Origin of the sequence: Curtobacterium sp. Curtsp57 (assembly GCF_047324335.1) — a bacterium.
GTDB lineage: Bacteria > Actinomycetota > Actinomycetes > Actinomycetales > Microbacteriaceae > Curtobacterium.
Map to the genome: position 1 here is coordinate 3,812,205 of NZ_CP168511.1, position 23,098 is coordinate 3,835,302.

Annotated in this window: 12 protein-coding genes, 1 tRNA gene and 1 other RNA gene; 11 read left to right on the forward strand and 3 right to left on the reverse strand. The window is 71.8% G+C overall.

All coding sequences use genetic code 11. The annotated features are described in order from the left end of the window. Positions 1–7: 7 nt before the first annotated feature. Both ACEN9V_RS18360 and ACEN9V_RS18365 read right to left on the reverse strand, forming a co-directional pair. Complete coding sequence (locus ACEN9V_RS18360; RefSeq protein ID WP_413601502.1) at positions 8–562, reverse strand: hypothetical protein; 555 nt, start codon at positions 560–562, stop codon at positions 8–10. A gap of 233 nt (positions 563–795) precedes the next feature. Beyond that, positions 796–883: transfer RNA gene (locus ACEN9V_RS18365), tRNA-Ser, on the reverse strand. Positions 884–1,006: 123 nt separating this feature from the next. On the opposite strand from ACEN9V_RS18365, the gene pta reads away from it, so the two are divergent. Together pta and ACEN9V_RS18375 are read left to right on the forward strand one after the other, a co-directional pair. After that, positions 1,007–3,133 carry a phosphate acetyltransferase gene (gene pta, locus ACEN9V_RS18370; RefSeq protein ID WP_413601503.1) on the forward strand — a complete coding sequence of 709 codons (2,127 nt, stop codon included), beginning with the start codon at positions 1,007–1,009 and terminating at the stop codon, positions 3,131–3,133. Between the two features lie 64 nt (positions 3,134–3,197). Further along, on the forward strand, positions 3,198–4,394 hold the full coding sequence (locus ACEN9V_RS18375; RefSeq protein WP_413601504.1) for an acetate/propionate family kinase: 1,197 nt from the start codon (positions 3,198–3,200) through the stop codon (positions 4,392–4,394). A 112-nt stretch (positions 4,395–4,506) separates the two neighbouring features. Here ACEN9V_RS18375 and ACEN9V_RS18380 read toward each other — a convergent pair whose 3' ends face one another. Further along, complete coding sequence (locus ACEN9V_RS18380) at positions 4,507–5,181, reverse strand: NAD(P)H-binding protein (RefSeq protein ID WP_413601505.1); 675 nt, start codon at positions 5,179–5,181, stop codon at positions 4,507–4,509. 36 nt (positions 5,182–5,217) lie between these two features. On the opposite strand from ACEN9V_RS18380, the gene ffs reads away from it, so the two are divergent. The 9 genes from ffs (at position 5,218) to ACEN9V_RS18425 (ending at position 23,093) form a co-directional block, all read left to right on the forward strand. Further along, positions 5,218–5,314, forward strand: an RNA gene (gene ffs / locus ACEN9V_RS18385) — signal recognition particle sRNA small type. Between the two features lie 174 nt (positions 5,315–5,488). After that, positions 5,489–13,063, forward strand: coding sequence for a choice-of-anchor G family protein (locus ACEN9V_RS18390; protein WP_413601506.1), 7,575 nt, complete (start codon positions 5,489–5,491; stop codon positions 13,061–13,063). A 162-nt stretch (positions 13,064–13,225) separates the two neighbouring features. Then, on the forward strand, positions 13,226–15,886 hold the full coding sequence (locus ACEN9V_RS18395; RefSeq protein WP_413601507.1) for a DNA polymerase III subunit gamma and tau: 2,661 nt from the start codon (positions 13,226–13,228) through the stop codon (positions 15,884–15,886). Next, complete coding sequence (gene recR / locus ACEN9V_RS18400) at positions 15,886–16,485, forward strand: recombination mediator RecR (RefSeq protein WP_144763514.1); 600 nt, start codon at positions 15,886–15,888, stop codon at positions 16,483–16,485. Before ACEN9V_RS18395 ends, recR begins: the two co-directional genes overlap by 1 nt. Before the next feature lie 134 nt (positions 16,486–16,619). After that, entirely contained in the window at positions 16,620–17,882 is a 1,263-nt protein-coding gene (locus ACEN9V_RS18405) for an aspartate kinase (RefSeq protein WP_281265092.1), read from the forward strand. A gap of 11 nt (positions 17,883–17,893) precedes the next feature. Next, positions 17,894–18,949: an aspartate-semialdehyde dehydrogenase gene (locus ACEN9V_RS18410; RefSeq protein ID WP_413601508.1), complete on the forward strand. Its 1,056-nt coding sequence runs from the start codon at positions 17,894–17,896 to the stop codon at positions 18,947–18,949. Between the two features lie 95 nt (positions 18,950–19,044). Further along, positions 19,045–20,532, forward strand: coding sequence for a malate:quinone oxidoreductase (locus tag ACEN9V_RS18415; RefSeq protein ID WP_413601509.1), 1,488 nt, complete (start codon positions 19,045–19,047; stop codon positions 20,530–20,532). Positions 20,533–20,569: 37 nt separating this feature from the next. Next, positions 20,570–21,706, forward strand: a complete 1,137-nt coding sequence (locus ACEN9V_RS18420; protein ID WP_413601510.1) for an Rv2578c family radical SAM protein — start codon at positions 20,570–20,572, stop codon at positions 21,704–21,706. A 157-nt stretch (positions 21,707–21,863) separates the two neighbouring features. Further along, on the forward strand, positions 21,864–23,093 hold the full coding sequence (locus ACEN9V_RS18425; RefSeq protein WP_413601511.1) for a sensor histidine kinase: 1,230 nt from the start codon (positions 21,864–21,866) through the stop codon (positions 23,091–23,093). The last annotated feature ends 5 nt before the right edge of the window (positions 23,094–23,098 follow it).

Genomic DNA, 23,098 nt, shown 5'->3' on the forward strand with positions numbered 1-23,098 from the left:
CGGCTCGTCAGCGACGGCGGGTTCGGACGGCGGGGTGGCGTCGGCTGAACTCGCGCGTGGACAGCGGCCGACCGAGCTCGGTCACCTGCACGCCGAGACCGTCGACGATCTGCTCGAGACCGGCGTCGCCCCACACGTCGGCCCGCATCCGGAACAGGCGCGTGCCCTCCGCGTCGAGCGCGACGAGCTCCCGCGAGGTGCGATCGACGGAGCTGCCGAACGTCGTCGCGAGCACCACGCCCGCAACGGTGTCACGGGCGACGGTCCAACTCGGCGTCAGCACGCCGCGCACGGTGACGCCGTCGGGACCGAGGCCGACGAACGCCGACCGCAGCCGGATGAACAGGAGACCGACCAGGCCACCGAGGACGACGACCACGCTGGCCACGACGGCCCAGATCTGCAACGGGAACGACACCCACACCAGAGCGACGGCCAGGGGCACCGCCGAGAAGACGATGCTCAGCGCGGTGGAGCGGACGAGTGCAGCCCGCGGCCGGACCACGACGTCGTACGTCACCCGGTCCGTCATCGCCGTCGCCGGCGCCGTCGGTTCCCCCACCACTGCTCTCCTCGTCCCCGCGGCCCGTCCGTCCCGGGCGTGCCGCGGGGTCAGCCTAGAGGACTCGCGGGTATCGGCGACAGGTCTGTCCACCCCTTCGGTGGCAGTCCTTGGCGAACGGGGTGCAACGGGGTCCCCAACGTGGAGGACCGGTGACGTGTCAACCCGGCGGATCCCCTCAGGAACGCCGAAGGCGCACGGTCCGTGGGACACGTGCGCCTTCGATCTGGTGCTGGCGGAGAATGGGGGATTCGAACCCCCGAGGGCTTGCACCCAACACGCTTTCCAAGCGTGCGCCATAGGCCACTAGGCGAATTCTCCTGGCGCCATCTCGCGATGACGACACCCCATGGTACAGGTCTTGCGGGGTGTGGATGACCACCCCGCTCCACAGGTCCTTCGCTCCCAGATGTCGCGACATGTCCGACGGCTACCCTGGGAAGCGTGTCGACCCGCATCTACATCACGTCAGCAGAAGGACACACGGGCAAGAGCACGGTGGCGCTCGGTGTCCTCGAGACCCTCGCCCGCACGGTCGGACGCGTCGGCGTGTTCCGGCCGGTCGCCCGCTCCGTGGACGAACCCGACTACGTGCTCGAGCTCCTGCTCCAGCACAGCGGGGCGAACCAGTCCTACGAAGACGCCGTCGGGGTGACGTACGACGACGTGCACGCGGACCCGGACGCCGCGCTCGGCACGATCGTCAGCCGGTTCGCCCAGGTCGAGCGCCAGTGCGACGCGGTCGTGGTCCTCGGCTCGGACTACACGGACGTGGGGAGCCCGACCGAACTCTCGTTCAACGCGAAGGTCGCCACGAACCTCGGCGCCCCCGTGCTCCTGGTGCTCGGCGGCCGGGACTCCGCCGAACGCGGGACCCGCACCCCGGCGGACATGGCACAGGTCGCGGACGTGACCACGAGCGAACTCCGCGCGGCGCACGCGCAGCTGCTCGGCGTCGTCGTGAACCGTGCGGACCCCGATGCCCTCGCCGCGATCTGCGACAGCGTCGCCGGTGCGGTGCACGACGACCACCCGGACGTCCCGGTGTGGGCCATCCCCGAGGACGCCGTGCTCGTCGCACCGACCGTGCGGGCGCTGCTCGCCGCCACCGGGGCGACGCTCGTCCGCGGGGACGACGCGCTCCTCGACCGTGAAGCACTCGGCACCGTCGTCGCGGGCATGAGCATGGAGAACGTGCTCCCGCGGCTCATCGAGGGCGGCATCGTCGTCGTCCCGGGGGACCGCAGCGACGTCCTCATCGCCACGCTCCTGGCGAACCAGTCCGACACCTTCCCGAGCCTCGCCGGCGTGATCCTCAACGGCGGGTTCGAGACCGCGCCGCAGATCACGCGGCTGCTCGAAGGGCTGTCGAGCTCGCTGCCGATCGCCACGAACGACCTCGGCACGTACGACACCGCGCTCCGCATCACCCAGACGCGCGGTCGGCTCGCCGCGGACTCCCCGCGGAAGGCGGACCTCGCGCTGTCGCTCTTCGAACGGCACGTGCAGGCCGACGAACTGCTCGCCCGGCTGCAGGTCACCCCGTCGGGGGTGGTCACACCGCTGATGTTCGAGCACGGGCTGCTCGACCGCGCCCGGGAGCACCGCAAGCGCATCGTCCTGCCGGAAGGCGACGACGACCGGATCCTCCGTGCCGCCTCGACCCTCCTGCAGCGGCAGGTGTGCGAGCTGACGATCCTCGGCGACCCCACGGCGATCCGGGCACGCGCGACGGAACTCGGCCTGGACCTCGACTCCGCGCAGCTCGTGTCGCCGTTCGACCCGGAGCTCCGGGAACGCTTCGCCGAGGAGTACGCGAAGCTCCGTGCGCACAAGGGCATGAGCGTCGAACTCGCCCGCGACACCGTGACCGACGTCTCCTACTTCGGCACGATGATGGTGCAGCTCGGCCTCGCCGACGGCATGGTCTCCGGTGCGAAGCACACGACCGCGCACACCATCCGACCGTCGTTCGAGATCATCAAGACCCGTCCGGACACATCGATCGTGTCGAGCGTGTTCCTGATGGCGCTCGCGGACCGGGTGCTCGTCTACGGCGACTGCGCGGTGATCCCCGACCCGTCGAGCGAGCAGCTCGCGGACATCGCGATCTCGTCCGCCGAGACCGCGACGCAGTTCGGCATCGACCCGCGCGTGGCGATGCTCAGCTACTCCACGGGCGACAGCGGCTCGGGCGCGGACGTCGACAAGGTCCGCGCCGGCACGGCCTTCGTGCGTGAGCGCCGACCCGATCTGCTGGTCGAGGGGCCGATCCAGTACGACGCCGCCGCTGACCCGACCGTCGCGAGCACGAAGATGCCGGACTCGCCGGTCGCCGGCCGCGCGACGGTGTTCATCTTCCCGGACCTCAACACCGGCAACAACACCTACAAGGCCGTGCAGCGCTCGGCCGGCGCCGTCGCGATCGGACCGGTCCTGCAGGGGCTGCGGAAGCCGATCAACGACCTCTCCCGCGGTGCGCTCGTCAGCGACATCGTGAACACGGTCGCGATCACCGCGATCCAGGCCGGCACCGCGGCGCAGGCCGACTCGGCGCCGACCGCCGCCTGACCACCAGACCCAGCCACAGCCTCCCGTCCGGCCGCACCCGGCCACCCATGAAAGTGAGCCACCAGTGACCGCTGCCCTCGTCGTGAACTCCGGATCGAGTTCGTTCAAGTACCAGCTCATCGAGCTCGACGGCGAGCGCACGCTCGCGTCCGGGCTCGTCGAGCGCATCGGCGAGTCCACCGGTGCGTGGAAGCACACCAACGCGCTGACGGGGGAGTCCTCCTCGAACGACGCCGCTCACGTGCCGGACCACGCCGCGGGGTTCCAGGCGATGATCGACGCGTTCGCGAAGGTCGGACCGTCGTTCGACGAGCACCCGCCGTCGGTCGTCGGACACCGAGTCGTGCACGGCGGGACGACGTTCGACAGTGCGACGGTCGTCACGGACGACGTCGAGCGCCAGATCGAGGAGCTCTCGAGCCTGGCACCGTTGCACAACCCGGCGAACCTCGAGGGGATCCGCGCGGCGAAGCAGGTCTTCTCGGACGTGCCGAACGTGGCCGTCTTCGACACCGCGTTTCACCAGACGATGCCGCCGCACGCGTACACCTACGCGATCCCGGCCGACCTCGCGGCCGAGTACGGGATCCGCCGGTACGGCATGCACGGCACCAGCCACAAGTACGTCTCCGAGCAGGCGGCGGTGTTCCTCGACCGGCCGTTGTCCGAGCTCAAGACGATCGTGCTGCACCTCGGCAACGGGGCCTCTGCCGCCGCGATCGACGGGGGCCGGTCGATCGAGACGTCGATGGGACTGACCCCGCTCGAGGGCCTCGTGATGGGCACCCGCTCCGGCGACCTCGACCCCGCGGTCCTCATCCAGCTGCACCGCCAGGCCGGTCTGTCCTTCGACGAGCTCGACGACATGCTCAACAAGCGCTCCGGGTTGCTCGGCCTCACCGGCAACGGCGACATGCGTGACGTGCAGGCCGCTGCGATCGACGGCGACGAGACCGCAGAGGCGGCGCTCGCCGTCTACCGGCACCGGATCCGTCGGTACGTCGGCGCCTACACCGCCCAGCTCGGCGGGCTCGACGCCGTCGTGTTCACCGCGGGCGTCGGCGAGAACAACGCGCTGCTCCGCCGACGTGTGCTCGCGGGGCTGGAGCACCTCGGGATCGAGGTCGACAACGACCGCAACGAACTGCACTCGAAGGAGGCGCGACTGATCTCGACCGACTCCTCCCGCGTCGCGGTGCTCGTGATCCCCACGAACGAGGAGCTCGAGATCGCCCGGCAGTCCGCCGCCGTCGCGCTGTAGGGGGAGTGCTGCGTCACGCGGGTGGGGCCGGCGCGTGTGGTCCGCGAAAGCGACAGGGTGCCGGGGAACTTCCGCGGCACCCTGTCGCTTCGGCGGGAGAGACGGCGGGTCCTCAGCTGATCGCTGCCAGCGCCGCCGGGATCGGGGTGTTGCCGCTCGTGACCTCGAACTGCACGCCGACCGCGGTGTCGTCGAGGAGCGCGTGCAGGACGACAGCGGCGACGTCGGCACGGGGGATCGACCCCCTGGGGACCGTGCTGCCCACGGCGATCGTGCCCTGCGGCGGGGTGTCGAGCAGGCCACCTGGTCGGACGATCGTCCACCGCATGTTCCGCGCCCGCAGGTCGGCGTCCGCCTCGGCCTTCGCTCGGAGGTACACCTGGAACACCGCGGCGTCGTCCTTCGCCGGGACGATCGCGAGTTCCGGGTCGTAGGTGTCCGCGGCCATCGCCGACACCATGACGTACCGGTCGATCCCCGCCCGTTCGGCGGCGTCGGCGAGCAGGGCGGCGGCGTCGCGGTCGACGGAGAGCTTCCGTTCCGCACCGCTGCCCGGGCCGGCACCGGCGGCGAAGACGACCGCGTCGACACCGCGGAGTCGGAGTGCGAGCTGGTCGTCGTCGAGCTGCTCGAGGTCGGCGACGATCGCGGCTGCTCCCGTCTGCTCGACGTCCGACACGTGGGCGGGGTTGCGGACGATGCCGATGGCCTCGTGTCCGGCTTCGGTGATCAGGCGGGCGAGGAGCAGGGCGATCTGGCCGTGTCCTCCGGCGATGGCGATCTTCATGGTTCGATCGTGCTCCTCGTGTCCGGTAGACTGCTTGGCGGCTCCTCACGTGACGCCATCCAGGCCAACTCCCCCAGGGCGGAAACGCAGCAAGGGTAACCGGGCTCTGGCGGGTGCGTGAGGAGTCTTTTTCGTCCGCCTGGGGTGCGTGAAGAGTCTTTTTCGTCCCGGGACGCACATCCAGCCTGAACGTGTGTCAAGATCGCCCTCAGGAACTCCCAACCAGGGTTCCTGCCCTCACCGGCTCACCACCGGCGGGGATCCGAGGATCAGGTGGCGGGCATGCCCGCCAGGATGAGGAACACACATGCGCAAGCACGTGTCGCTCCGTGGTATCCGCGTACCCACCGGAGCCGGCGATGGCACACGACAGACCACTCCAGGCCGACGGGAACACCGACGACGAGCACCAGGCGGTGATCGGCTGCTGCTCCGCGGCGGCGTCGTCGCCACCGTGACCGCGCTCATCGCCGCGACGGTCGCGATCCAGCCGGCCGCCGCCGCGCCGAGCGACGTCGCGGAGAGCGAAGGCGTGCTGCTCGGCGGGTCCGGGCTGGTCGACGCCGACGCCGTCGTGCAGTTGGCCGGTGCCTACTCCGCCCGTGGCGCGACCTCCGGTAGCGGGACCACCAGTCAGCCGGTGGACGTCACGGCGCTGAACGCGGTGAACCTGGACCTCGGCAACGACATCGACCTCCTCGGGACGAACGGCATCCTGACCCTCGGGGCGGCCGGGCAGTACGCGACGTCCTCGGCGTCGGGCGCGACCGCGTCGTCCGGGCTCATCACCGGCAACGGCGGCATCGGTGTCGGCAACGGCGCGAACGGGTCGGGTGCTTCGGTGAACCTCGACCCGCTGCTGTCCCGAGTCGGCGCGAGCTCCAGCGTCCTCGCCGACGGCCGGCTCGAGGTCGGTGCGCTCGCCTCGACGATCTCCGCGACGCGCGGTACCTCGGTCGGGACGACGAGCGACTACCGGATCGCCGCTGCGAAGCTGAACCTGCAGAGCCCTGCGGTGTCGGGGCTGACCACGTCGCTCCGGAGCGACCTCAGGACGTTCTCGTCGGGGGTGAACTCCACCATCGGCGCGAGCGGCGCACTCTCGGGCATCACCGGGCAGCTGACCACCGGGCTCACGGGTGCGCTGTCGTCACTCGGTCTGATCTCGCTGAGCGGGACGACGGCGCAGGCGACCGTGAACCTGAACCTGGACGACACGCTCACCCAGGTGCTCGCCCAACCGCTCACCTCCGGGGCCGTCACGATCACGCCGGCCACCGGCGCGGTGTCGGTCGACCTCGACCAGCTCACCGCCCTGAACGGCCAGCCGGCGAACACCCCGGTGCTGACGCAGCAGGCGGTCACGTCGATCAACACGGCGATCGCGGACATCCTCGAACGCCAGCTGCCCTCGGCACTGCAGACCGCCGTCGTGAACACGATCAACTCGACCGCGATCTCGATCCGCGTCACCGCGAACGCCACGCTCGCCGGACTGCCGATCACCGGGTTGACGCTCAACGTCGCCACCACCCTCGGGCAGGTACTCGGCACCGCGACGGGCACCACGACCGTGACCGCGTCCGGGCTCACCGGCGCCGCGCTCGTGCCGCTCCTGACACCCGTCGTGAACACCACCCTCATCCCGCTCGTCCGCGGGGTCGTCGGCCCGCTCCTCACGGGCGCCGCGCTCACGACGCTCGGACAGACCCTCACCACGACCACCACCGCGGTGGCGAACCTGCTGTCACCGGCGGTCCTGCTGCTGCGCCAGGTCATCGACCTGACCGTGAACGCGCAGGACACCACGACCGGGTTCCGTGACCCGCGCGGTTCCGACGCCGGAGCCAGGAGCGTGCACGCCCTGCGGCTGTCGATCCTGCCCGGTGCGAACGTCGCCACCGTCGACCTCGCGACGTCGACGGTGCGTGCCAGCGCGGTCGCTCCGGTGACGATCGCCACGCCGACCGCGAACCAGCAGTTCAGCGTCCCGTCCGCGTCGTCGACCAGGTCCATCACCGTCAGCGGTACCGGCGAACCCGGGGCGACCATCGCGGTCGACCTCGGTACCGGCCGGACGGGAACCGCCACGGTGGCCGCGAACGGCACGTGGACGACCTCGATCGCGGACGTGCCGACCGGTGACCACACCGCGACGGCGACGCAGACCGTCGGCGGTGCGACGGCGGGGACGGCCACGCAGCCGTTCTCGGTCGTCGCGCAGCAGGCGCTGACGATCACGACACCCACCGCCGGGCAGACCTTCACCATCGCGGGTGCCTCGACCCCGGTGACCCTCACCGGCACCGCGACCCCGAACTCCACGGTGGCCGTCGACCTCGGCGGCGGTCGTACCGGCACCGGCACCACGAACGGCTCGGGCGCATGGAGCGTCACCGTCCCCGGTGTCCCGGCTGGGAGCTACACCGCGAGCGTCACGCAGACCGTCGGCGGCTCGACGTCGAACGCGGTCACCCGGGGGTTCCGGGTCGTGCAGGCCGCCGGTCTGACGGTCGCGACCCCGACCGACGGGCAGGACTTCGCGGTGGCCGACGACGGGACGCGCGACGTCCCGTTCTCCGGCACCGCCCAGCCCGGCGCGACGGTCGACGTCGACGCCGGTGACGGCCACACCGCCAGCACCACGGCCGGTGCCGACGGCACCTGGTCGACCACGGTCACGGGCATCCCGGCCGGCGAGCACACCGCGTCGGTCACCCAGACGATCGGCGGATCGACGAGCGACCCGGTCGAGCGTGCGTTCTCGGTGACCGCGGCAGCGGCACTCACGATCACCGCTCCGACCGACGGCAGCGTCATCACGGTGGCCGACGCATCGTCCACCACGCCCGTGACGGTCAGCGGTTCAGCGGCGCCGGACGCCCGCGTCTCGGTCGGGATCGGCGGTGCGTTCACGGCGATCGTCGCGGCGGACGACGACGGCGACTGGACGACGACGTTCCAGGGCGTCCCGGTCGGCAGCCGAACCGTGACCGCGACCCAGACCGTCGGTGGCACCACCTCGGCCGCGGTGACCTCGACCTTCTCCGTCAGCGCCGGCGACCCGCTCGTGATCACCGCTCCGGCGGACGGCGCCGTGGTCACGGTGCTCGCGGGCACCACGGCGGACCTCCCGGTCTCCGGGACCGCCCAGGCCGGCGCCGACGTCGCGGTCGACCTCGGCGGCGGCCGGACCGCGTCCACGACCGCTGACGACGACGGCGACTGGTCGGTCACCGTCGACGACGTCCCGGCCGGCCGGTACACGATCGCGGCCACGCAGACCGTGAACGGCACCACCTCGCCGGTGCTCCGGCAGGTGGTGACGGTGCGGGCCGCGGCGGCGCTCGCCGTGACCGGGCCGGCGCAGGGTTCGACGACCACGGTCGCGCAGGACTCCTCGACGATCGACGTCCCGGTGGCCGGGACCGCCGAGCCCCGCGCCGACGTCAGCGTCGTGTTCGACGGCGGGACACCGGTCTCCACGACCGCGGACGACGACGGCGCATGGAGCGTCACGCTGCCCGACGTCGGGACCGGCGACCACACCGTGTCCGTCACGCAGACCGTCGGCGGGCGGACCTCGGCCGCCGTGGACCGGGACTTCTCGGTCGAGGCTGGTGACGCCCTGACCACCGACACGCCGACCGACGCGCAGGAGGTCCCAGCAGGTGGCGGGGGCACCGCCGGCGTCATCGCGAGCGGCACCGCAGAGGCCGGGGCGACCGTCACGGTCGTCTTCGACGGCGGTGACCCGATCACGGTGACGGCCGGGGCCGACGGGCGCTGGACGGCGCCGGCGACGGGCAGCACCACGCTCGGCACCGGCAGCCACACCGTCAGCGCGACGCAGACCGTGAACGGCACCGACGGTCCCACCGTGGAGCGTGACTTCACCGTGGTGCCCGGCCGTGCCGTCACCATCGACACCCCGCCGACCGGCTCCCGGTTCGTCGTGGTGGACGCGGACGCGAGGACAGACGTGACGATCACGGGCACCGCGGAGCCGGGGGCCGACGTCTCCGTGTCCGTCGGCGGCCGGACGCCGCTGACGACGACCGCCGACGCGACGAGCGGGACGTGGACGGTCACGGCCGAGGGTCTCGCGCCCACCGGCACGTACACCGTGAACGCGACGCAGTCGATCGAGGACGTCGAGACGAGTGCGCTCCCGACCACCTTCCAGGTCGTGACCGCGTCGCCGGTCCGGATCACCGCACCGGGCGCCGACGCCACGACCGTCGTCGCGGGTCCTGACGTCTCCACCGACGTCACGGTCTCCGGGACGGCGCAGCCGGGCGCGACCATCACGGCGGGAACCGACGGAGCAGACGACCAGACCACCACGGTCCGGGCTGACGGCACCTGGTCGGTCACCTTCCCCGGCCTCGGCGTGGGAGCGCACCCCGTCTCGGTCACGCAGACCATCGGGGACGCCACGTCGAGCCCGGTCGACCGCACGGTGCGCATCGAGGCGGCCGACCCCGTCACGGTCACCGACCCGGCGGCGGGTGACGTCCTGTACGTCATCGGCGACGACGGCACGCGTGACGTGACGGTCCGCGGCACCGCCGCGGCGAACGCACCCGTCACGGTGCGGCTCGGCGACGACGAGGCCACCACGACGGCGAGCGGCGACGGCGCCTGGACGGTCACGTTCCCCGACATCGGGGTCGGTGTGGTCCCCGTGACCGCCACCCAGAGCGTCAACGGCACCACTGCCTCCAGTCCGGACCGCACGGTCGACGTCCGCGCCGCGGACGGCGTGGTCATCGACGCGCCGTCGGACGGCGAGCAGCTCACCGTGGCGGATCCGAGCGGGACGGCGGACGTCCGTGTGGCCGGAACCGCGCAGGCGGGCGCCGACGTCACCGTCACGCTCTCCGACGGTTCCACCCACACGGTCACCGCCGGCGACGGGGGCGACTGGGAGTGGACCTTCGCGGACAAGCCGGTCGGCGACTACCGGGTGACGGCGACCGAACGCTTCGACGGCCAGACGTCGCCGGCTGCGACCGTCGGCGTGTCCGTCGTCGCCGGAGCGGCGCTGACCGTCACCGACCCGGCCGGCGCCACCCGTGTCACCGTGGCCGACGGTGACGCGACGACCGACGTCGACTTCTCCGGGACCGGGGCACCCGGTGCGACGGTCACCGTCGACCTCGGTGCCGGCGGATCGGCGACGGCGACCGTCGATGAGAACGGTGACTGGGCGACGACCGTCGAGGGGATCCCGACCGGGTCCTGGACGGCATCGGTGACCCAGGCGCTGAACGGCACGACGAGCGCCGCGGTCGAACGACCGGTGTCCGTCGTCCCCGCCGCCGACCTGACGATCCGCCAGCCGGAAGCCGACGAGCCGATCACGGTCGCGGACGCCGACCAGACGACGACCGTGACGGTCGCCGGTGACGCCCAGCCGGGTGCAACGGTGTCCGTGACGATCGACGACCGCGACCCGGTCGACGTCACCGCCGGACCGGACGGCACGTGGGCGCTCGACGTCGACGGCCTGGGTGTCGGGGACCACGACGTCAGCGTCACGCAGACGGTCGCCGGATCGACCTCGACGACCCCCGTCGAGTCGACGTTCGCCGTCGAGGCCGGTGCACCGGTCGAGGTGACCACGCCGGAGACCGACCAGGAGTACACCGTGGCCGACGACGACGCCACGACCACCATCACGGTCAGCGGCACCGCCGAACCGGGCGCGACCGTGGTCGTCGACCTCGGCGGCGGACGGAGCGAGTCGACCACGGCCAGGACCGGCGGCGCGTGGAGCGTCGACGTGGCGGACGTCGGCGCCGGCGACCCGGTCGTCAGCGTCACGCAGCGCATCGGCGACACGGAGTCCGCTCCGGTCACCGTGCCGGTCCACGTCGTCGTCGCCGACCCGATCACGATCGCGACCCCGGTCGCCGACTCGACGATCCGGGTGGCGGAGGACGACCAGACCACGACGGTCACCGCGACCGGCGCCGCCCAGCCGGGCGCCACCGTCCGGGTCACGCTCGACGACGGCGACCAGCAGACGGTCACCGCGACGGACGCCGGGACGTGGTCGGTCGAGTTCGACGGCGTCGGGACCGGCCAGCACACCGTGCGGGCCACCCAGACGACCGGTGGCTCGACCTCGGCACCGGTGGCCTCCCGCTTCACCGTCGCCGGCGCGACGACGCTCGCGATCGACGCTCCGGCAGCGGGGTCGACCATCACCGTGCCGGCGGGCGCCACGGGAGCGGACGTCGTCGTGAACGGCAGCGGCCAACCGGGCGCCACGGTCCGCGTCGTCGCCGACGGGCGTGACCCGGTCGAGACGGTCGTCGGTCAGGACGGCCGCTGGACGACCACCGTCGACGGACTCGGCGAGGGAGACCACACCCTGTCCGTGACGCAGGTCGTGAACGGCACGACGTCCGATCCGGTCGGCCGCGGGTTCTCGGTCGCGATCGCCGACGCCGACGCGATCGTCGTCACGTCGCCGGCAGCCGGTACGGCGTACCGGGTGCTCGGCGGGTCGACGGACGTCACCGTCACCGGCGCGGCCGCTCCGGACGCACCGGTGTCGGTCACGATCGACGGCGGCACGCCGGTCACGACCACGGCGAACGGCGACGGGGCGTGGACGGTGACCGTGCCGGGCATCGGGCAGGGGCAGCACACGATCCGCGCGACGCAGACCGTCGGCGGGACGGACGTCGCCGCTCCGGAGGTCGGCTTCTCGGTCGTCGCCGCCACGCCGGTCTCGGTGACGAGCCCGTCCGACGGTCAGGTCGTCCCGATCACCGGCGGCAGCGCGTCGATCCCGGTGAGCGGCACCGCCGAGGCCGGGGCCACCGTGACCGTCGACATCGACGGCACCACGGTGAGCACGACCGCGGGGACCGACGGATCCTGGACCGTCACGGTGGGCGACGTCCCGCCGGGCGACCACACGGTGTCCGTCACCGAGACCGTCGGCGGCCGGACCTCCGACCCGGTCACCAGCGGAGTGACGGTCGTCGTCGCCGAACCGGAGGACGTGGTGATCACTTCGCCGGTCCCCGGCCAGCTGATCCCCGGCACCGGGGCGGGCGACACCGGGTCCTTCACGGTCACGGGCCACGCCACACCGGGTGCCACGATCACGGTCACGCTGTCGACCGGGCAGGTGCGCACGACGACGGCCGACGCGAACGGCAACTGGAGCGTCAGCTTCGACCGCGTCCCGGAGGGACGCTGGACGATCCGCGCCGTGCAGACGGTGAACGGGACGAACAGCACCGCTCCCGAGGTCCCGATCGTCGTCAGAGCGGTCGACCCGCTCGCGGTCACGTCGCCACCGTCCGGGTCGCACCGGACCGCCGGCAGCGACGGCTACGTCGACTGGCCCGTGACGGGCACCGCCGAACCGGGCGCGACGGTGACGGTCACGGCGGACGGAGGCGACCCCGTGACGGTGACGGCAGGGACGGACGGGACCTGGCGGGTCGTGCTGCGCCTCGCGGTCGGCACGCACCGGATCACGGCGACCCAGACGGTCGACGGCGCGACGTCCGAGCCACAGGTGTGGACGATGATCGTCGACGCAGCGGTCGACCCGGGCGGCCCCGGCACGCCGGGCGATCCCGGTACGCCTGGGACGCCGGGCGACCCCGGTGCGCCGGGCACGCCGGGCACGCCGGGCACGCCGGGCACGCCGGGCACACCTGGTCTGCCGGGGACCGGCGCGGGCAACGGCGGCTCCGGGAACGGCGTCGGCAGCACCGCAGGTGGTCTCGCCTTCACCGGTGCCGACGTCGCCCCGCTCGCCGGGGCAGCTGGTGGCCTGGTGGTCCTCGGGTTCCTGCTGCTCGGCCTCTCCCGGCTGGCGCGCGGCATCCGCCGCCGCAACCAGGGGTAGGTCAGCACCTCCCGCAGCGCGCCTCCCGGTCGTCGTCCTGACGGCCGGGAGGCGCGGTGCCGTCCACGCACGCACCCGGCGTCACGACGTGGCCGGGTCCACCCCGCGCGGCGGCTCTCCACACCGGCCCCGGCTGTCGGTCGTCCCGGCTACCCTTGTCGCGTGGTCACCGCCCTGTATCGCCGTTACCGGCCTGAGAACTTCGCCGAGCTCATCGGGCAGTCGCAGGTCACCGACCCGCTGCGCACCGCGCTCCGGACCAACCGGGTCAACCACGCGTACCTGTTCAGCGGCCCGCGCGGCTGCGGCAAGACGACGTCGGCCCGCATCCTGGCGCGCTGCCTCAACTGCGCGGAAGGCCCCACCGACACCCCGTGCGGCGTCTGCCCGAGCTGCGTCGAGCTGGCGCGCGGCGGCAGCGGATCGCTCGACGTCATCGAGATCGACGCCGCCAGCCACAACGGTGTCGACGACGCCCGTGACCTCCGCGACCGGGCCGTGTTCGCGCCGGCTCGCGACCGCTACAAGATCTTCATCCTGGACGAAGCGCACATGGTCACGCCGCAGGGCTTCAACGCGCTGCTGAAGCTCGTCGAGGAACCGCCGGAGCACGTCAAGTTCATCTTCGCGACGACCGAACCGGAGAAGGTGATCGGGACGATCCGGTCCCGCACGCACCACTACCCGTTCCGCCTGGTCCCACCGGCGGCGATGCTCGAGTACGTCGAGCAGCTCTGCACGCAGGAGTCCGTGTCGGTGGCGCCCGGTGTGCTGCCGCTGGTCGTCAGGGCCGGCGGCGGCTCCGTCCGCGACACGCTCTCGCTGCTCGACCAGCTCATCGCCGGCAGCGAAGACGGCGCGATCGCGTACGAACGTGCGGTCGCCCTGCTCGGGTACACCGACAGCGCGCTGCTCGACGACGTGGTCGACGCGCTCTCGGTCGCCGACCCTGGTTCCGCCTTCGCGGCGATCGACCGGGTGATCCAGACCGGGCAGGACCCCCGACGGTTCGTCGAGGACCTCCTCGAGCGGCTCCGCGACCTCATCGTCGTCGCCGCCACCAACGAGAGCGCCGGGGCGGTGCTCCGCGGCGTCTCGCCGGAAGAACTCGACACGATGACCCGTCAAGCGGGCGTGTTCGGCGCGAACGGACTGTCCCGTGGTGCCGACATCGCGAACCGCGCCCTCACCGAGATGACCGGGGCGACCTCGCCGCGCCTGCACCTCGAGTTGATGATCGCGCGGATGCTCGTCCCCGAAGCCGACGACACGCAGCGTGGTGCGCTCGCACGGGTCGAGCGGCTCGAGCGCCGGGTCGGTGTCGGCGACGCCGGTGGACACCAGGGTGGCCCGGAAGCCGTGCCGTCGGGGTCAGCCGTGGCGGCTCCCCGCCCGGCCCAGGCCGCTCCGACCACCCAGGCCGCACCGTCCGCCCAGGCAGCTCCGGCGGCACAGGCCGCTCCGGAGCAGCGCCGTCCCGAACCCTCGACCACGCCGGCTGCTGCACCGCGCCCTGCCGAACCCGCGCCGGTCGAGGCCACCCCTCCGACCAACGCCGCGCAGGACGCGGCTGCGTCCTGGGCGGCCGTCGCACCGGGGACACCCGAGGCCGCGCCTGCACCCGCACCGAGCGCTCCGCAACCGGATGGGCACGCATCGGCGTCGTCGACGGGCATGGGCTCCGTCATCGGCACCGAGCCCGCGATCCAGCCGATCGCCGCGGTCGGGCTGCAGCAGATGCGGGACGCCTGGTCGCAGGTGCTCGAGCACGTCCAGCGCGCGAAGCGGTCGGCGTGGACCGTCGTCCAGCCGGCGCAGGTCACCGCCCTGCGGGACGACGTCCTCACGCTGACGTTCCCGAGTCAGCAGGACGTCGCCTCGTTCAAGGAGATGTCCGACCCGGCGACCAGCGTCAGCGAACTCGTCCGAGCCGCGATCATCGACGTGCTCGGGTTCCGCGTGAAGTTCGTCGCGCGTGGTCCCGGAGGTGCCGGTGGCCCCGGGGGAGCCCCACAGCGTCCGGCCCCGCGCCAGGACACGCCCGCAGCGTCCGCTCCTGCGCCGCCGGCCCCCGCCGCGGCGGCCCCGGCTCCCGCGTCGGCGGCGCCGTCCCCGGCACCGCAGCCGCCCGTGCAGCCGACGAACGCCGACACCCCGGCCCCCGCCCCGAGTCCTGCACCGGCTGCGGCACCCGTCGCGGAGACCGCCGCAGCGCCGACCCCCGAGACACCGACCCCCGAGACACCGGCGCCGTCGGGTCCGGTCACCGAGTGGGCCGTCGCGACCATCCCGGCGACGGACCCGACCGTCGGTGCCGTCCCGGACGACGTCGAACCGACCTGGGCCGCACCGATGGGCTCGATCGGTCCGGACGACACCGTCGCCCCCGCGTCGACGCCCACGTCGGGACCGGTCGCCGAGACCCAGGCGGCCCTCGACGCCCTGAAGGCCGGCGGCCGTGGGCCCGTCGCGCAGCCGGCACCGGCGGCGGCACCGGCCCCGGCGGCACCGGACGTCCCCGTCGACGACTACCCGCTGGACGACGAACCGTTCGACGACGGCGCGCCGTTCCCCGACCCGGGGCCCGGCGGAGCACCGGCGCGGAGCGCCCAGACCCGGACCGCGCCCGCGTCGGCACCCACACAGGCACAGGCACCCGCACCGGCCCAGGCACCCGCGGCACCGGCACCCGCCGCGCCCGCACAGCAGGCGGCTCCGCAGGTCCGTCGCCCGCCCGTCCCCGGTCGGTACGGCGAGGCCGTCGTGCGTGAGATCCTCGGCGCGCAGTTCATCGAGGAGACCTCTCTGAGCGAGGGCATCTGATGTACGACGGCATCGTGCAGGACCTCATCGACGAGTTCGGTCGTCTGCCCGGCATCGGACCGAAGTCGGCGCAGCGGATCGCCTTCCACATCCTCCAGAGCGAGTCGTTCGACCCATCACGGCTGTCCGAGCTCCTCGCCGACGTCAAGGAGCGGGTCCGCTTCTGCGAGATCTGCGGCAACGTGACCGAGTCAGAACGCTGCAGCATCTGCCGCGATCCGCGACGCCAGCCCGCCGTGATCTGCGTCGTGGAAGAAGCGAAGGACGTCGCCGCGATCGAACGCACCCGCGAGTTCCGCGGGCTGTACCACGTCCTCGGCGGCGCGATCAGCCCTATCGACGGCGTCGGCCCCGACGACCTCAGGATCCAGCAGCTCATGACCCGGCTCGCGGACGGCACCGTGGAAGAGGTGATCATCGCGACCGACCCGAACCTCGAGGGCGAAGCGACCGCCACCTACCTCAGCCGCCTGCTCGTGCCGATGGGCATCCGCACGACCAGGCTCGCGTCCGGCCTCCCCGTCGGCGGCGACCTCGAGTACGCCGACGAGGTCACCCTCGGGCGTGCCTTCGAGGGGCGCCGGCTCGTCGGGGGCTGACCCGCGTCACCGCTGTGCCGCGCGGGCATCGTCACGCACGATCGTTGCGTGGACACCCGCTCACACGCAACATCCCCTACCATTGTGGAAGCCGCGCATCGTCGCGGAACCGTCGTCCCCAGGAGTACCGACCCGTGGCCTTGATCGTGCAGAAGTTCGGTGGATCGTCCGTCGCGAACGCCGAGAGCATCAAGCGCGTGGCCAAGCGGATCGTCGAGACGAAGAAGGCGGGGAACGACGTCGTCGTGGCTGTCTCCGCCATGGGTGACACCACCGACGAACTGGTGGACCTCGCGCACCAGGTCACCCCGATCCCGGCTGGCCGTGAGCTCGACATGCTCCTCACCGCGGGGGAGCGCATCTCGATGGCGCTCCTGGCGATGGCGATCAAGAGCCTCGGCGTCGAAGCCTCGTCGTACACGGGCAGCCAGGCCGGCATGCTCACCGACGCCCAGCACGGCAAGGCCCGCATCGTCGACGTCACGCCGAAGCGCGTGCGTGAGGCGCTCGACGCCGGCCACGTCGCCATCGTCGCGGGCTTCCAGGGCTTCAACCGCACCACGGGTGAGATCACCACCCTCGGTCGCGGCGGCTCCGACACGACGGCCGTCGCCCTCGCAGCCGCCCTCGACGCGGACATCTGCGAGATCTACACCGATGTCGACGGCATCTTCTCCGCCGACCCCCGTGTCGTGCCGAAGGCCCGCAAGATCGACCGCATCACCAGCGAGGAGATGCTCGAACTCGCAGCCTCCGGTGCCAAGGTCCTGTACATCCGTGCCGTCGAGTACGCCCGTCGGCACGGCGTCACCCTCCATGTCCGCTCGTCGTTCAGCAACGTCGAGGGAACCATCGTCTACAACCCTGCAGAGGGGGAAACCGTGGAAGAACCGATCATCACCGGCATCGCCGGAGACCTCTCCGAGGGCAAGATCACCGTGGTCGGCGTGCCCGACCAGCCGGGCAAGGCGGCCGAGATCTTCACGATCGTGGCCCGCGCCGGTGCGAACATCGACATGATCGTGCAGAACGTGTCGGCCTCCAACGGGCGTACCGACATCTCGTTCACCCTCCCGAAGGACCAGGGTCAGAGCGTCCTGACCGCACTCGGTGTCGCGAAGTCGGAGATCGGCTTCGAGGGGATCCAGTACGACGACCAGATCGGCAAGCTCGCCCTGGTCGGCGCCGGGATGCGCACGAACGCGGGCGTCTCCGCCGAGCTCTTCCGCGCGCTGCACCAGGCGTCGATCAACATCGAGATGATCTCCACGTCCGAGATCCGCATCTCGGTCGTCACCCGCGCCGACACCCTGAACGACGCCATGCGCGTCGTCCACCAGGCGTTCGGTCTCGATGCCGACAACGAAGCCGTCGTGTACGCCGGCACCGGCCGCTGAGAGGAGCAGTCATGTCCCAGGAGCTCACCGTCGCCGTCGTCGGCGCCACCGGCCAGGTCGGCGCCGTGATGCGCCGCCTGCTCGAGGAACGCGACTTCCCCGCCACCTCGGTCCGCTTCTTCGCGAGCGCCCGCTCCGCCGGCACGACGCTGTCGTTCCGCGGGCAGGACGTCGTCGTCGAGGACTCCGAGACCGCCGACCCGTCGGGCATCGACATCGCGCTCTTCTCGGCGGGTGCCACGGCGTCCCGCGCCCTCGCGCCGAAGTTCGCCGCAGCGGGCGCGCTCGTGATCGACAACTCGAGCGCCTGGCGGATGGATCCCGAGGTGCCGCTCGTCGTGAGCGAGGTCAACCCGCACGCGATCGAGACGGCGCAGAAGGGCATCGTCGCGAACCCGAACTGCACCACCATGGCGATCATGCCGGTGCTCAAGGTCCTCGACGCCGAGGCGGGGCTCCGTCGTCTCGTGGCGACGACCTACCAGGCGGTGTCGGGCAGCGGGCTCGCCGGCGTCGACGAACTCCTCGGGCAGGCAAAGGCCGCGCTCGAGCAGGACACCGCTCGTCTCACCCACGACGGCGGCGCCGTCACCTTCCCCGACCCGGTGAAGTACGTCCGTCCGATCGCCTTCGACGTGGTCCCGCTCGCCGGGAGCATCGTCGACGACGGCATGGGGGAGACCGACGAGGAGAAGAAGCTCCGCAACGAGAGCCGCAAGATCCTCGAGCTGCCCGACCTGCTCGTCGCCGGGACCTGCGTGCGCGTGCCCGTGTTCACGGGGCACTCGATCTCGGTGAACGCGGAGTTCGAGCGGACCCTCACGCCGGAGCGCGCGACGGAGATCCTCGCGAGCGCTCCTGGTGTGGAGTTCTCCGACGTCCCGACGCCGCTGCAGGCCGCCGGGCAGGACCCGACGTTCGTCGGCCGCATCCGCGCCGACCAGTCCGCGCCAGCGGGTCACGGCCTCGTGCTCTTCGTGAGCAACGACAACCTGCGGAAGGGCGCAGCCCTGAACGCGGTGCAGATCGCGGAGGTCGTGGTCGCGCGTCGCGCGGTCGCCGCGTAACCACACTGCGGTTGGGAGGCTCGTGGCGAATCCGCCACGAGCCTCCCGTCCGTTTCCTTGGTCGCCTTGTCAGCGCACGCCGGTAGGATCGTCGGGTGGCAGTGAAGCAGGTGGAACCGATCGACGTCGTCCTCATCGGGGGTGGCATCATGAGCGCCACGCTCGGCGCGCTGATCCACCGGCTGGAGCCGAGCTGGAAGATCCGCGTGTACGAGCGCCTCGGCAACGTCGCGCAAGAATCGTCGAACCCGTGGAACAACGCCGGGACCGGTCATTCCGCCCTCTGTGAGCTGAACTACACGCCGGAGCTGCCGGACGGCCGGGTCGACATCGCCAAGGCCGTCGTCGTGAACGAGCAGTTCCAGGTCTCGCGCCAGTTCTGGTCGTTCCTCGTCGAGACCGGCGCCCTGCCGGACCCGAAGAACTTCATCAACCCGACGCCGCACATCTCCTTCGTCTGGGGTGCCGACAACGTCGAGTACATGCGGGCCCGCTACGAGGCCATGAAGGACCACCCGCTCTTCGCCGGGCTCGAGTTCAGCGACGACGCCGAGCAGATCCGGAAGTGGGCACCGGCGCTCATCCCCGGTCGCAAGAAGGACCAGCCGATCGCGGCGACGTACTCCGCGGCAGGTTCCGACGTCGACTTCGGGTCGCTGACCCGCCAGCTGTTCGACCAGCTCGAGGTGGACGGCGTCGAGTTCGAGCCGAACCACCAGGTCACGAACATCAGCCGCGGCAAGGTGTTCGACGGCTGGGCGCTCGACGTCCTGAACGAGGTCGGTCGTTCGAAGCAGTCGATCGCCGCGAAGTTCGTCTTCGTCGGCGCCGGCGGCGGTGCGCTGCACCTGCTGCAGAAGTCCGGCATCCCGGAGATCCGCGGCTACGGCGGCTTCCCGGTGTCGGGGGAGTTCCTGCGCACCGACGACCCCGAGGTCGTCCAGAAGCACTCGGCGAAGGTGTACGGCAAGGCGAGCGTCGGCGCGCCCCCGATGTCCGTGCCGCACCTCGACACCCGCATCGTCGACGGCAGTGCATCGCTGATGTTCGGCCCGTACGCCGGCTTCAGCCCGAAGTTCCTGAAGCAGGGGTCGCTGTTCGACCTGGTCCGGTCGATCCGGCCGCACAACCTCCGCCCGATGCTCAGCGTCGCGTTCTCGAACTTCGACCTGGTGCGCTACCTGATCGGGCAGCTGCTGGCGTCGAAGTCGACGAAGTTCGACGCCCTGCGTGACTTCATGCCGGCGGCGCAGCCGGAGCACTGGCACAAGATCATCGCCGGGCAGCGCGTGCAGGTCATCAAGCCCGACAAGGACAAGGGCGGGGTGCTGCAGTTCGGGACAGAGGTCATCACGGCCGCCGACGGCTCGATCGCCGGGCTGCTCGGTGCGTCACCGGGTGCGTCCACCGCCGTGCCGATCATGCTCGGACTGCTCCGCAAGTGCTTCCCGGACCGCTGGGACCGCTGGGAGGACGCGGTCCGCGTGATGGTCCCGACCTACGGCAAGGACCTCGGCGACGACGCGCAGCTCGCCGACGAGACGCTCGAGCGCACGGCGAAGGTGCTCGGCCTGCACCACTGACCTTGCCATCCGTTCGAACGTGTGTTCGAATGGCTGTATGCGGTGGAACGGACAGGCGATCGACGCGTCGGGCAGCGACATGCTCCCCGGGCTCGAGTCGAACAGCGGGTTCGTGCGCAGTGTCACCACGCCCGAGTTCGCCGGCGTGACCTTCCACGAAGTCCTCGCGAAGTCCGCCCTGAACCGTGTCGGCGCGATCGACGGCGGCACGTGGGGGATGACCATCAACCCGTACCGCGGGTGCTCGCACGCGTGCGTCTACTGTTTCGCGCGTCCGACGCACACGTACCTGGAGTTCGACGGCGGCTCGGACTTCGACCAGCAGATCGTCGTGAAGACCAACGTCGCCGACGTCCTGCGGCGTGAGCTCGCGAAGCCCACCTGGGACCGCCACCCCGTCGCGCTCGGCACCAACACCGACCCGTACCAGCGGGCAGAGGGCAAGTACCGGCTCATGCCCGGCATCATCGACGCCCTCGCTGACTCGGGGACGCCGTTCAGCATCCTGACGAAGGGCACGCTCCTGCGGCGGGACATCCCGGCGCTCGTCGCGGCGTCGGAGCGGGTCCCGGTCGACCTCGCCATGTCCATCGCGGTCTACGACGACGAGCTGCAGCAGTCCGTCGAACCGGGCACCCCGACGACGACGGCGCGGCTCGCCACGGTGCGGGCGGTCCGGGACGCCGGGCTCTCGTGCTCGGTGTTCCTGATGCCCGTCCTGCCGTTCATCACTGACACGAAGGCGCACCTCGACGACGCGATCGGCCGCGCGGCGGCTGCCGGTGCCACCAGTGTCATGTACTCCGCGCTCCACCTGAAGCCCGGCGTCAAGCCCTGGTACATGGACTGGCTCGCTCGTACGCACCCGGACCTCGTCGGCAGGTACCGGTCGATGTACCTCGACAACACCTACCCGCCGAAGGACTACCGACGGTGGCTCGGCGAGCGGATCCGCCCCATCATGCGGGCGCACGGAGTCGGTCTCGGGCGGGTGGACCCGGCGACGGGCTCGATGGGGTTCTCGGTGGACGGCCCGGGGAGCGACCGGGCGGCGGGGGTCTCGCCGCTCAAGCGCGCTGATCCGGGCTGGGAACGTGGGCTCAGGCAGCAGGCGCTCGCACCCACCAGGTCACGGGTGCAGGGCATCACGAACGGGGTGCCGACGCTCTTCTGACGATCGCTCGGTGCGCGTTCGGGGGACAGCAGGGGTGCAGCCACGCCCGGTATCATCGACCCAGTCGTCACCCGGTGCCCGATCCGGGGTACACGGCCGGACCATCGGTGGTTGGATCGTGGGCGGCGCTCCCTGGCTCCCGGAAGGACGATGCACCGTGCTCGGCATCCCCACGCACCTCGCTCCGCGCGTGAACGCGTGGTCGACGGTGCGGGCGTTCCACGCGGCGGCCATCGGCTCCCTCGTCGCGGCAGCGATCACCCTGCTGCTGTTCCGTGCCAGCGACCCCGATGTCCGCGTCCTCGGCGCCGTGCTCGCGCTGGTGCCGATGCTCGGCATGATCGGCGTGCACGTGCAGTTCAGCACGTGGCGGTCGGCGATCGCCTTCCTGGTCGTCGGCGGGGCGTGCGCCTGGTGGTTCACGCACGTCGTCCAGAGCGAGATCGCCGTGCCGTGGGTGACCTCGTACCTGTTGTCGCTCGTCGTGATCCCGCTCGTGCTCGTCGGCGGCGCCGGCGCGGTGCCGGGCAGGGTCGTCCTCTGGTCCATCGCCGGCCTCGTCGTCGGCCGCATCGCCACCACCATCGCGATCGTCCAGGTCGGCGGTGCCGGCCATCCGCTCGTCCTGGCGTGGGTGACGCTCGTGTTCGTCGTGGCGATCGTGCTGGTCGCCGGCCGCAGCACGGCACGGTCGCAGCGCGTCCAGCCGGAGCTCCTCCGCTCGGCGCGAGAGGAGCACGTGTCGGCGTACCGCTCCGGCGTCGAGGCAGAGGCCTCCGCGATCCTGCACGACACCGTCCTCAACCACCTCGGCGCGATCGCGCTGGCACCGGACGGCCCGATGGACCAACACCTCGCACGCACCGTCGAGTCCGACGTGGCGATGCTCACCGGCCGCGAGTGGCTCGATCCGGAGCCGCGCGCCGACGGGGGAGCGGCGGTCGAGGCATTCGAGCACGTCGTCGAGGAGCACCGCGCCCACGGACTCGAGGTCGTCGTCACCGGGGATCCCTCGGTCATCGCGCGACTCGAGCCGGCCGCGGTGACGGCCCTCGTCCGTGCGGTCGGGCAGTGCCTGGCGAACGTGCGGAAGCACGCAGGCACCGACACCGCCGAGGTGAGCGTGTTCGACGACGGCGTCGCGTGCACGGTCATGGTGGTCGACGACGGCCGCGGCTTCGACGAACAGCAGACCGGCGCCGACCGGATGGGGCTGCGGAACTCGGTCCGGGAGCGCGTCGGCCGTGTCGGTGGCGACGTGCAGGTGTGGTCGTCACCCGGGACCGGCACGAGCGTGATGATGACGGTGCCGTACGGCGCGCTGACCGGGTCCGTCCGGTCGATCGGTCGCACCGACGGCGACGACCACCTGGAGTCCGCGTCGTGAGCGGC